This window comes from Streptomyces spiramenti (assembly GCF_012034385.1).
GTDB lineage: Bacteria > Actinomycetota > Actinomycetes > Streptomycetales > Streptomycetaceae > Streptomyces > Streptomyces spiramenti.
This window is the reverse complement of the sequence record NZ_JAAVJB010000203.1, coordinates 1-9,205: the sequence shown is the minus strand read 5'-3', so window position 1 is coordinate 9,205 and position 9,205 is coordinate 1. Positions and strand designations below refer to the sequence as shown.

Below are 9,205 nucleotides of genomic sequence, written 5' to 3'. Positions count from 1 at the left end.
GGGCGGTACCCGCGCCGCCGGCCCCGTCACGGAGCACCCCATAGGCCGCAGTGGTCCCACCGGCACGGGCGGGGAGCCGGCCGCCGGGCACACGGCCGGACCGGCCGCCGCAGCCGGCGACGAGCGCGGCGGTGCGCCCGGCCGTGAGGCCGGGAGGACACCGGGCGCCGCTGACGGGCCGCGGAGCCGGCTGATCCGGATCACCGAGACCCCGGGCCCGCCGGAGCCCGGCAGCGCCGTGGCGGGGGTGCCCCTCTCCTACCGCCGCGGCCACCCGGCGCTGGAGGCGCTGGACCGAGGGGTGCCGGTGCGGGCCACCGGCGGAACCGCGCGCGGCGGGACCGCCCGCGTCGCCGCGGGCGCGCCCTGGGCGGTGGTGCACCGCTGGCCGGGCGACGCGGTGCACGCACTGTGCGTGCCGCTCCGCAGCCGCGGCCGGGTGCTCGGCGTCGTCACCTTCCTCCGGGGGAGCGGTCGCAGCGGGTTCGACCGCGCGGACGCGGCGTTCGCCGAGGACGTCGCGCTGCGGGTCGCGGCTGCCGTGGACCTCGCGGGCGCCCTCGACTGATCCTGCCTGCCCGCCCGCCCGCCCGCGACCGATCCGGCCCCGGACCGCTCCCGCCCGCGACCGGCCCCGCTCGGGGCCCCGGGCGACCGGCGCGCCCCGTCGGGTCAGCGGCGCTGCCAGAGCACCTGCTCGGCGTGGCGCTCGCAGACCCGCTGGTTCCACTCGGTGCCGCCGTCGATGTTGCCGGAGCGGAGCAGCGGTGGTTCCTGCCCCCGGTCGGCGAGCTCCCCGGCGGCGGTGGCGACGACGGCCTGCATCAGCGCGGAGGTGACCACCGTCGATGCGGGGCCGAACGGCGCGGCCACCCCCGGGTGGGTCAGTTCCGCGTCACCGGGGGCGATCTTGTTGTCCAGCACCACGTCGCAGTGGTCCTTGAGGAAGCTCCCGTCCGGCGTCTTCGAGGTGGTCTCGGCCGCGTACCGGACGGAGGTCACCCCCACGACGCGCATCCCGAGCGCGCGGGCCTGCGCGGCCATCTCGACCGGCAGCACGTTGCGGCCGGAGAGAGAGATGACGAACAGCAGGTCCCCGGCGCGCGCCGGGGAGGTCGCGAGGGTGGCCTGCGCCAGTCCGCCGACCCGCTCCAGCGCGCTGGCCAGCGGGGCGGGCTGCACGTCCACCCCGCTCGCACCGGGGACGCTCAGCAGGTTGACGACGGCCAGGCCGCCCGCCCGGTAGACCACGTCCTGCGCGGGGAGGGCCGAGTGGCCGGCGCCGTAGGCGAAGACGCGCCCGCCGGAGGCGACGGTGTCGGCGAGCAGCGAAGCGGCCCTGGCCACGGCCTCGCCCTCCTCCTCCCGTACCCGAGCCAGCAGTCGCTGCGCGGCGTCGAAGAACTGGTCGGCGAGGGGGAGAGGGCTCATCGGCGGGGACATCCTTCGGCTGGAGGGCGCCGGGCGCGGCGCGCGGCACGGCGGCAGTCACGCTGGGGTCCGCACTGGTGCGCTGTCAAGATCCGGACTGCGGTCCGGGCCCCGCGCAGCGGGGTTTCGGCGGCCCCGCCCGCCGGAAACACCGGCGGGCGGGTGCCGGATCGGTCCGGTTGTCGCCGCGATGGGTCAGAATTGGGGGCAGGGCCACCGCACGACATAGCCGAGGGGCAACTCATGTCCGGACTCATCGACACCACAGAGATGTACCTCCGCACCATTCTGGAGCTGGAGGAGGAGGGTGTGGTTCCGATGCGGGCCCGTATCGCCGAACGTCTCGAACAGAGCGGGCCGACCGTCAGCCAGACGGTCGCCCGCATGGAGCGGGACGGCCTGCTGAGCGTGGCCGGGGACCGCCACCTGGAGCTCACCGAGGAGGGCCGCCGGCTGGCGGAGCGCGTGATGCGCAAGCACCGGCTGGCGGAGTGCCTGCTGGTGGACGTCATCGGGCTGGAGTGGGAGCACGTCCACGCCGAGGCGTGCCGTTGGGAGCACGTGATGAGCGAGGCGGTCGAGCGCCGCGTCCTCGCGCTGCTGGACCACCCGACGGAGTCGCCGTACGGCAACCCGATCCCCGCCCTGGCCGAGCTGGGCGAGGCGGTGGTGCCCGATCCCTTCCTGGAGGAGGGCATGGTCGCGCTCAGCGACCTGGGCGCGGGCGACGGCCGCACCGTCGTCGTCCGGAGGATCGGGGAGCCCATCCAGATGGATGCGCAGCTCATGCACACGCTCCGGCGTGCGGGTGTGCAACCCGGCGCGTCCGTGAGCGTGCGCGCCGGTGACGAGGGCGGGGTACTCGTGGGCAGCGGCGGCGAGGCCGCCGAGCTGAACGACTCCGTGGCGATGCACGTCTTCGTCGCGAAGAACTGAGCGGGACCCCGCCGGGAGGCGGGGCGGTCCGCGGACCGAGGGGAGCGGGGCGGCCGGTAACGGCCCCCCCGCCGTCGTCTCCGCCCTCCCGCCGTTTGCGGGCCGGTGCCGGGGGCATGACGGGGGGCATCGGTGGTGGTGAGTGCCCTCGTCCCCGGCCCCGGGCCGACGCGGCGGACTCGCTGGCCGCCGTGGTGGTCGGCGGGCAGCCGGTGGCGGTGGTGCGTGGTCGGCACCGGTGCCGGTCGGGTCCGTCTGCCGTGGGGCCGGCCCGGCGGCGGCACTGTGTGTGGGCGGTCACTCGTACGAGGGAAACGCGGCAGAAGAACGGCATGTTCGAATATCTGTTCGGTAACCTCAGGGTGCAGGCCGGGCGGCGGCCCGGGGCAGAGCAATCGTGTCCCGGCGCCCCCGTGCCGGCGGCGGTGGGCAGTCCTGCCCGCGGGGGGATCCGAGAGGTGAGCGAAGGGGGTACGACGCATGGTCCGGCGACTGGAGGTTGCGGGGAGCGGTGGCACGCGTCTTGCCGCGTGGGATTTCTCCGATTCCTCGACGGTGGAGCAGTTCGGTGAGCGGCCCGGGGTGCTCCTGCTGCACGGCCTGATGGGCCGTTCGACCCACTGGGCGGAGGCGGCCCGCTGGCTCGCCGACCGCTACCGGCCCGTCGGCCTGGACCAGCGCGGTCACGGCCTCAGCGAGCGCCCGTCCGGCGGTGACTACGGCCGGGACGCCTTCGTCGCCGACGCGGAGTCCGCGTTGGAGCAGCTGGAGCTGGGCCCGGCCGTCCTCGTCGGCCACGCCATGGGAGCGCTCACCGCCTGGCAGCTCGCGGCCCGCCGTCCCGACCTGGTGAGCGCGCTGGTCATCTGCGACATGCGTGCCTCGCCGCTGGGGGAGGAGTCGCAGCGCGAGTGGGCCCGCTGGTACGACTCGTGGCCGACGCCGTTCGCGTCGCCCGCCGCCGCCCGGCGCTGGTTCGCCGTCGACGATCCGATGCTGTCGCGGCCCTCGCCCGCCCGGGGCGCCTACTACACCGCGGTCATGTCCGAGGGCCCCGAGGGGTGGGACCCGATCTTCCGCCGGGAGGACATGCTGCGCGCCCGTGAGGCGTGGGTGCACGACGCCCACTGGGAGGAGCTCGCCCAGGTGGAGTGCCCCAGCCTGGTGATCCGCGGCCAGGACGGCGAACTCGGCCGCGCCGAGGCGCAGGAGATGGTCAGGGTCCTGCCGCAGGGCAGCTACGCCGACATCCCCGACGCCGGTCATCTCGCCCACCACGAGCGCGCCGAGGAGTGGCGCGCGGCGGTCGAGTCCTTCCTGGCCGCCGTGAAGCACGAGTAGCGAGGTGGCGGAGGGCGCCGGTGACCGCCCGACCGCAGGCCGGGCGGGGAGCGCGGGCCCGCCGAGGGGCGGCTCCGCCCGCGCCCGCCCCGCGCGCGTCCGGGTCGGTACGCTTTCATCACAACCAAGGGGGGGACGATGCGCAGAGAGGCGCGGGCCGCGCTCGGGGCCACGGCCGCCGCTGTCGTCCTGGTGGCTGTCTCCGGCTGCTCGGGGGGCGGCGAGAGCTACTGGGGCGCCCGGTCCGCGGGCGCCGAGGCGGACAGCGGCAAGAACGAGCGGGCCACCGAGGTCGGGGAGGACGGCGAGCCCGACGCCGGGGGCGGCGGCCGGAACAGCGAGGACCCGCACCTTCGGGAGATGTTCGACTCGGCGCTCGCCGAGTTCGCCGCGGCCGAGTCGCTGCGGCTCAGCGGCTCCCTCGTCGACGAGGGCAGCCGGATGGAGCTCGACATCTGGCTCGACTCCGACGGGGACTGCTCCGCCGACATCGCGATGGAGGGCGAGGGTGCGATGACCATCCTCAAATCGGCCGACCTGGTCTGGGTCAAGGCCGACGACCTCTTCTGGGAGACCGCCGGGCTGTACGAGTTGGGGGAGCAGCTCGACGGGCGGTACCTCCACGGCTCCACCTGGGACCCGGCGATGGCCGGCTTCACCGAGCTCTGCGTGCTGGAGGAGCTCACGGGAGACCTGCCGGTGGACGAGTTCGACGCCAGGATCGACGAGAGGGGCCGTAGCGATCTCGACGGGGTCCCGGTGGTCGACGTCGAGGTCACGGAACGCGACGGGGAGACCGCCACCATGCGGATAGCGGTGGAGGCGCCCCACTACCTGCACGAGATCAGCGCGGTGGAGGACGGCGAGCGGCAGCGCATGCTCTTCGACCACTACAACGAACCGCTGGAGATCACCCCGCCCGGCCCGGAGGAGATCTTCCTCCCGGGGGAGACCAGCCCCGTCTGACGCCGGGTCCGACCGCCGTCGCTCCGCGGGGTCCAGGGGGTCCGCGGCTACTCGGGCGCCGCCCGTCGGCGTCGGTGGCCGCGTGGATACGACCCCCCTCCTGGCGAGGGGGAACACCTGAATCATCTGCGCGTATCGGGCTACCGGCCGCCGGAGTCGTGGCCATGGCGCTGCTGACGCCGGCCGGCTGCGGGGGCGGCGGGCTGCACGCCGAGCGGCAGGGCCTCGCCGGCGCGGAGGAGAAGGGCGGAGCGCAACCCGAGGAGGTCGCACGGGCAGCTCTGGAGCCCGGGGGGTACATCGACGCCGCCATCTCGGAGCTCCGGTCGGCGTACGCCCTCCGTGTCACCGGCGCGCTCCGGCAGAACGGCCAGCCGCTCGACGTGGACATCCGGGTGGACAGCACCGGGGGCCGTGTCGCCGAGCTCGGCATGGGCGACAAGTGTGTCGCATGGACCTGCACGTGCTCGACGGTCGCTACGGGTTCAAGGGCGACGACACCTGCTGGGCGACCTCCGACTCCCCCGGCATGCCCCGGATTCTCGCCGGGAGGTAACTTCTCGGGTTCGACTGAGAGCGTGTGTGAGACCCCGCGTCGGATCGGCTCGCGGCGCCAGATGCGGTCAGCTGCACGGCGGAGGGGCACCCTCATACCGGGTTGTCTTCGGGTGTTCCTGGCCGCGCGGCAGATGGCCGTAGCTGGCGCCGCGGGCCCGGCGTGGGGTCTCAAGCACGCTCTGAGGACCCCACGGGACCGATGATCGACGCGTTCTGCGACCTGGACACGTTCGTCGCCGATCTGGGCTTGAACCATGTGCTCGACGGTGTTCCGGCGGTCGAGCTCGAACTGACGGAGCTGGACGGTGCCGTCTCCCGATGGACCGTCGCTGCCCGGGCACCTCACCACGTGTCCGGCAGCCAGGGAGAGTTCGAGGGACAAGACCTCTTCATGGGCTTCGAGTTCGACGAGCCGGTGGACTTCGCCCCGCCCGCCGACGACGAATCCCGGGCCTGGTCGGACGTGTTCGGCGACTGACCGCTCCGACGTGGGCAGCCGACCCGCCGCCCCCGGCCGGGCGCAGGCGTCCCACCGGAACCACGTGTTCCACGGGGCGCATCCGGGGGGAGCGTGATCGCGGGGCGGGGGCGCGCCGACAGCGGGAGTCGTCGTGTGCATGACGAGATTCTGGGTGCTGCCGTGCGCCCGGCGCACTCGTCGACCGGCGGGCCCCGGTCGAGGCCGGACCGTCCGCCCGGCGAGTGCGCCCCGCCCCGCACCCCGGCTCCGCGCTCCGGCTCCGCGCCGCCGCATCCCGGCCCGCGGCCGGTGCCGCGCCGTACCGCGCGTCGGCCCCGCAACCCGCAACCCGCAACCCGCGCCCGCCCCGCGCCGAGCGGCCCGCCGAGGTGCGGACCGCCCCTGCCCGACGCCTCTCGTCCCGTCAGCCGTGGTCCAGCCCGCAGGCGTAGGCCAGCGCGGGCAGGATCTCCTCCGGGTCGGCGGGCCAGCGGACCGCCCGCCCCGTGCGTCGCACCCACTGCACCGAGCCGAGCGCACCCAGCCGGGTCGGCGGCGCCGGAACGTAGCCGTTGCCCCCGACCGTCCGCAGGTCCAGCGTGTCCCTGGGCCACCCCAACTGCCGCAGCACGCCGGGCGTCTTGACCGCCCCGCCCGGCAGCACGAAGAACATCATCCGGCCGCCGGGGGTCGCGCTGACCGGGCCGAGTTCGACCTCGGCGCGCTCCAGCCTGGCCAGTGCCAGGCACCCCGCCGACTCCGGCACGTCCAGCACGTCGAAGCTGCGACCGGTCGGCAGCAGGACCGAGGCGCGCGGCTCCGCCTCCCACATCCGGCGTGCGGTGGCCGGACTGGAGGTGACCCGCTCCGCCCAGCCCGGTCCGTCGGGGTGCGCGCCGGGTGCCTCGCAGACGGGGGAGCCGCAGGAGCAGCGGACGGTCGCGCCGTGGTGCTCCAACCAGGTGCCGGGCAGCACGTCCCAGTGCCGTTCCTCGGTGTACCGGACGGCGTGGTCCAGCGGGCCGTCGCCCCGTTGCTGCGGAATGGCGCCCGTGCGGCGTTCGGGGGCGTGGGTGGGCGGGGCGGGGGCTGCGGCGGTCTCTCTCACGGTGATCACAACTCCCCGCGCCCCCGGCGGTTACGGTCACCATCGGGAGCGCGGCTTGCAGGAGGGGCGCACGGGTGCATCCGCGGGAGCGTGGCGCATGGGTTCCGGCCCAGCATGGGCACTGATTCTGCGGACACGTCCGTCGGACAGCCGAGCCTGGAGAGAGCACATGACCGAGAGTGCCGCGGTGCCCGCCGCACGGCAGCCCAACGAGCGGCTGTTGTCCCTGATACGGGAGGCGGGGTGCTCGAACGCGGGCCTCGCCCGCCGCGTCAATGTGTGCGCGGCAGAGCGAGGGCTCGACTTCCGGTACGACAAGACCTCGGTCGCCAGGTGGATCAGAGGTCAGCGACCACGCGGTCGTGCCCCGGAGGTGATCGCCGAGGCGCTGGGCCGGAAACTCGGCCGCACGGTGACCTTGCAGGAGATCGGCATGGGCGGCTCCCGCCAGCCGCCGTCCGCCGTGGGCCTGACCTTCGCACCGGGCCTGCTGGAGGCGATCGAGGAGGCCCGCGAGCTGTGGCGCGCGGACGCCGCCCGCCCGCAGCCCACCGGGACGGGGCAGACACCCGCCAGCGGGGCCGCGGTGGCCCCGGGCGCGCTGGTGGAACCCAGCCGCGACTGGCTGATCGCCCGCATCGACGACTCCGTGGCCGCCCCGGCCGGTACGGGCCGCGTCGGGATGAGCGACGTGGACGCGGTGATCGCCACCACCGACGCGATGGTGGAGCTCGACCGCCGCTGGGGGTCGGGCCACGTCCGGCCCGTCGTCGCGCACTACCTCAACGGTGTGGTGGCGGGGCTGCTGACCGGCTCCTACCGCGAGTCGGTCGGTCGGCGGCTGTTCGCCGCCGCCGCCCGGCTGACGGAACTCGCCGGCTACATGGCGGTGGACACCGGTCAGCCCGGACTGGCCCAGCGCTACTACATCCAGGCGCTGCGGCTCTCCCAGGCCGCCGGGGACCGGGGCTTCGGCGGCTACGTGCTGGCCGCCGGCATGAGCCACCTCGCCGCCCAACTCGGCAGCCCGCGCGAGGTCATCCAGCTCGCCCGGGCCGCGCAGGAAGGCACCCGCGGCCAGGTGCCGCCCCGCGCCGAGGCACTGTTCCTCGCGGCCGAGGCGCGCGGCCACGCGCAGCTCGGCGACCGCGAGGCGTGCCGCCGGGCGGCCTCGCCGGCGCTGGCGGCCATGGAGCGCGCCGGGGGCTCGCGGGGTGAGGACCCGGAGTGGGTCGCGCACTACGACTCGGCGTACCTCGCCGACGAACTGGCCCACTGCCACCGGGACCTCGACCAGGGCAACGCCACCCAGCAGCGGGCCTCCGAGGCACTGGCCGGGCACCCGGAGACCCGGACCAGGCGGCGTGCGATCGGGCTGCTGGTGCTCGCCACCGGCAAGCTCCAGCAGGCGGAGGTGGAGCACGCCTGCCAGACGGCGGGGGAGGCCGGTGTCCTGCTGACCGGGTTGCGTTCGCGACGCGGCAGCCAGTACTTCGCCGACTTCAACGCCCGACTGGCGCCCTATCAGGACACGTCTCACGTCAAGGAGTTCCAGGAGCGTTGGAGGGGGGCCGCGCCGGCACTGGTGTGACGTCCGAGGTGCTCTCCTGCGGTCCGACCGGGCCGGTGACTCCGGGTACAGTCGGCCGAACGGGTTGGTGACCGCTCCTGTGTGCGAGCGGGTACCGTGTCCCGGCATCGCCGCCACCCCGACACGGGCGCGGCCCGAGGAGCGACGGAGGACCCACGCCGGTGTCGAGCAACCGCCACAGGCGAGCGGAGGAGCCGCACGGGCACGAGGGTGCCTCCTGGCAGTCCGGTGGTCCCGAGCCGTGGGCGCACCCCGGTGCGACCCCGGCCGGGCCGGCCGGTGAGTGGGACCAGCAGTGGGCGCAGCCCGCCCCGCCGTTCCCGCCGCCGGCCCCGCCGGTCGCCTCTCCCCACGCGGGCGGGGCGTCGGGCGGCTACGGGTACCCGCCGGCCGGCGGTCATACGGGGCACGCGCCGGTGCCCCCACCACCACCACCCGGGCCGCCCCAGCCCGGGCCGCAGACGGGCCCCGCCGCGGCGTTGCCCAGTCGGCCCACGCCCCCGATGCCGGCGGCGCCCCCGACCTCGGCGGGTGCCGGCTTCACCGAGGTGATCCCGCGGTTCTCCCCCGACGCCACCGGTGCCGGGGCGCCCCCGCCCCACGCGGGGCAGCCGCCGGCGCACCGGCCGCCGCCGGTCGGGCAGGGCGTGGACCAGTTCGCCACCATGGCCTGGGACGCCTCGCAGCTGCACGCCGGACCGCCCGCGCCCCCCGGGGACCGGAACTCCCCGCCCCCGCCCGCGATGCCCCCGCCCGCGATGCCCCCGCCCGCGATGCCCCCGCCCGCGGGCCTTCCGCCCGCGGTGCCTCCGAA

At 75.5% G+C, this 9,205-nt stretch carries 8 protein-coding genes and 1 pseudogene; 7 read left to right on the top strand and 2 right to left on the bottom strand.

Annotated features, from left to right (window positions below; genetic code table 11):
- Window positions 1–568 (top strand): GAF domain-containing protein (locus tag HCJ92_RS19225; RefSeq protein WP_167934869.1); only part of this gene is annotated, 568 nt, incomplete at its 5' end.
- 104 nt (window positions 569–672) lie between these two features.
- Here the strand turns inward: HCJ92_RS19225 and HCJ92_RS19220 are convergent.
- On the bottom strand, window positions 673–1,431 hold the full coding sequence (locus tag HCJ92_RS19220; RefSeq protein WP_167934868.1) for an SIS domain-containing protein: 759 nt from the start codon (window positions 1,429–1,431) through the stop codon (window positions 673–675).
- 243 nt (window positions 1,432–1,674) lie between these two features.
- Between HCJ92_RS19220 and HCJ92_RS19215 the strand changes: the two genes are divergently transcribed.
- The 4 genes from HCJ92_RS19215 to HCJ92_RS19200 all read left to right on the top strand — a co-directional run bounded on the left by HCJ92_RS19215 (window position 1,675) and on the right by HCJ92_RS19200 (window position 5,710).
- On the top strand, window positions 1,675–2,367 hold the full coding sequence (locus HCJ92_RS19215; RefSeq protein WP_167934867.1) for an iron-dependent transcriptional repressor DtxR: 693 nt from the start codon (window positions 1,675–1,677) through the stop codon (window positions 2,365–2,367).
- Window positions 2,368–2,847: 480 nt separating this feature from the next.
- Window positions 2,848–3,708, top strand: coding sequence for an alpha/beta fold hydrolase (locus tag HCJ92_RS19210; RefSeq protein ID WP_167934866.1), 861 nt, complete (start codon window positions 2,848–2,850; stop codon window positions 3,706–3,708).
- Between the two features lie 138 nt (window positions 3,709–3,846).
- Complete coding sequence (locus HCJ92_RS19205) at window positions 3,847–4,674, top strand: hypothetical protein (protein WP_167934865.1); 828 nt, start codon at window positions 3,847–3,849, stop codon at window positions 4,672–4,674.
- 757 nt (window positions 4,675–5,431) lie between these two features.
- Window positions 5,432–5,710 (top strand): hypothetical protein, encoded by a 279-nt coding sequence (locus HCJ92_RS19200; RefSeq protein ID WP_167934864.1) that lies wholly within the window; start codon window positions 5,432–5,434, stop codon window positions 5,708–5,710.
- Between the two features lie 406 nt (window positions 5,711–6,116).
- Here HCJ92_RS19200 and HCJ92_RS19195 read toward each other — a convergent pair whose 3' ends face one another.
- Window positions 6,117–6,800, bottom strand: coding sequence for a bifunctional DNA primase/polymerase (locus HCJ92_RS19195; protein WP_167934863.1), 684 nt, complete (start codon window positions 6,798–6,800; stop codon window positions 6,117–6,119).
- Window positions 6,801–6,969: 169 nt separating this feature from the next.
- Here HCJ92_RS19195 and HCJ92_RS19190 point away from each other — a divergent pair, with 169 nt between their 5' ends.
- Both HCJ92_RS19190 and HCJ92_RS24430 read left to right on the top strand, forming a co-directional pair.
- A complete protein-coding gene (locus HCJ92_RS19190) occupies window positions 6,970–8,391 on the top strand; it encodes an NsdA family TPR-like regulatory protein (RefSeq protein WP_167934862.1) in 1,422 nt (473 codons plus the stop codon).
- Window positions 8,392–8,894: 503 nt separating this feature from the next.
- A pseudogene (locus HCJ92_RS24430) lies at window positions 8,895–9,205 on the top strand (SUKH-4 family immunity protein); the annotation flags it as partial.